Raw genomic sequence first — 2,147 nt, 5'->3', positions numbered from 1 at the left:
CCCCGCCCGCCTCCAAGCCGGAGGGGGCCAGCGCCCCGGCCGCGGCGTCGTGCTCGGCGAGCCGGCTGAGCCCCGTCCCCAAGCCCACCGCGAAGCCCCTGCCCCCGGCCGTGGCCTCCATGCGCGAGCGCATCATCAAGGCCGCGGTGGCGTGCGACTACGCGGGCCTCCAGAAGCTGGGCGACGAGAAGGGCAAGAGCGTGCGCTTCTCCTACGACCCCGACCAGGACATGGCCACCACCTGGCGCATCCAGGAGGAGTGGAAGGACAGCCCGCAGCCGGTGCTGGCGCGGCTGGTCCACGTGCTCAACCTCCCCTTCTACCAGGAGGGCAACCTCTACTGGTGGCCCACCGCCTTCCGCGACGGCGCCACCGACGCGGACTTCGCCCTGCTCAAGGGCATCTACCCGGACTCGATGATCACCGACATGCGCAAGCAGAAGAGCTACATCGGCATGCGCGTCGGCATCTCCGCGGACGGCGACTGGCAGGCCGCCATCCAGGGCGACTGAGCCTTCCGCCGCCGCCCGCGTCAGTCTCCGGTGACGAAGCGCGCGACGGCCTCCATGACCTCCTCGTCGCCCACCATCGCGACGTGGTCCGCCTTCGTCTCCAGCCGGTCCACGTGGAGCGGCGCCGGAGGCAGCGCGCGCGTCGTGAGCACGGAGCCGTCCCCGTCCGCGAGCACGGGGTCCTCGAACGTGGGCTTCCCGTCGATGACCCGGAAGGACTTGATCAACGGATGCCCCACGCCCACCACCGCCAGCGCGCGGAAGGGCGGGGGCGGTCCCCCGTGCTCGGACAGGGCCCGCGCCAGCCCCGAGCGCGCCTCCAGCATGCGCTCCAGCCACTGGCGATACGCGGGCAGCCCGCGCACGGCCGCGTCCTGGAACACGCCCCACCCGCCGTCCACCCACGCGTCCGGCCGGTACGCGTCGAACGCCACCGGCTGGCCGCTCGCGTCCACGAAGAAGTCGCTCTCCGCGGGCAGCAGCTGGAACGCGGACGCGAAGGTGAAGAGCGCCTCCGGGGACAGGAGCGCCCGGTTGCGCCCCACCTGCGTGCCCAGGGTGAAGTCGTCGAACATGCCCGGCGCGCCCCGGAACGGCGTGCCCAGGAACACCACGCGCTTCACGTGCCGCGCGCCCGCCCACGTGGGCTCGCCCGTGTCGTCGCCCGTGCCGTAGCGCAGGCAGTGCAGCGTGACGAGCCCGCCCATGCTGTGCGCCACCAGGTTCACCTTCACCCGGCCCCCTCGCGCCGCCGCCAGCTCGTCCAGCAGCGCGCACAGCCGCTTCGACGTCGCGCGGTTGTCCTGGCGCCAGTCGTAGTCGAAGACCACGAAGCCCGGCAGGCGCTCGCGCGCGAACTCCAGGAAGCCCTTGTAGATGTCGTAGCTCGCCACCCACGGCAGCACCGTGAAGCGCGTCATCGGCCCGTCCACCTCCAGCGCTCCGAAGGTCGGCGTCGCCCGCTGCCCGGGAAACGGCAGCGCCAGCGACCGCTCCCCGCGCGTCAGCAGGTCGCCCACGGACACCCACGCCCGCTCGTGCTCCGCGTCCGCCGTGGCCAGGAACGACCCCCGGTAGCCGTGGATGAAGACCGTCACCTCGTCGCCCGTGGGCGGAGGCAGCGCGACGCGGGAGGCCGTGCAGGCGCTCAGCAACATCAGGAACGGGATCGGGAGCAGACGCATGCGGCGCAACCTCTCCCCCGGCGCCCCTTCCACGCAAGCACCCGCCGCGGCGCGGGCGCTGACGCGTCAGCCCCTGATCCTGCTCCCCCTCCAGACGGACGGACGCCCCCACCAGCAGCCCCCTCTAGAGGACACCGGAAGTTCTTCCCGCAGCGACTTCGGGGAACCCGACTCTTCCCGCAAATGCACGGATTCACTCGGGCTTCCGTCAGGCCGCCCCCATGACAGGTCGCTCGCCCAAGAATAATATGGCGAGTGTGGATTTGACCCACCCCGCGCTTCTCCCGGGAGAGCGGCGCAGGGCGTCAATCCGGAATCAACAGCAGGCCTGAGTTCCCCGCGAACGTCACCGCCCCGGGTGACGCTCGCGTTGGCGTCCCCGAGCGCGGAGTCCATCGAGATGAGCAACGAGCTGTCGAAGCGGATCGCCAACCTCTCACCGGAGAAGCGC

2 protein-coding genes are annotated in these 2,147 nt (G+C 71.7%); one reads left to right on the top strand and one right to left on the bottom strand.

The genetic code is table 11. The features are described from left to right. On the top strand, window positions 1-512 hold a 512-nt coding region (locus ACLEQD_RS41910), incomplete at its 5' end, for a hypothetical protein (protein ID WP_410391517.1). Between the two features lie 20 nt (window positions 513-532). Here the strand turns inward: ACLEQD_RS41910 and ACLEQD_RS41905 are convergent. After that, window positions 533-1,696 carry a lipase family alpha/beta hydrolase gene (locus tag ACLEQD_RS41905; RefSeq protein WP_410391516.1) on the bottom strand — a complete coding sequence of 388 codons (1,164 nt, stop codon included), beginning with the start codon at window positions 1,694-1,696 and terminating at the stop codon, window positions 533-535. Between the last annotated feature and the right edge of the window lie 451 nt (window positions 1,697-2,147).

The sequence above is a fragment of the Corallococcus sp. 4LFB genome (assembly GCF_046520365.1).
Classification (GTDB): Bacteria; Myxococcota; Myxococcia; order Myxococcales; family Myxococcaceae; genus Corallococcus; species Corallococcus caeni.
Note: the sequence above shows the minus strand (reverse complement) of the source record. Positions and strands in the feature narration are given on the sequence as shown.

What these genes read in the sequence shown, in the direction of transcription:
- ACLEQD_RS41905 (WP_410391516.1), bottom strand. Translation starts at nt 1,696, where the DNA reads ATGCGTCTGCTCCCGATCCCGTTCCTGATGTTGCTGAGCGCCTGCACG.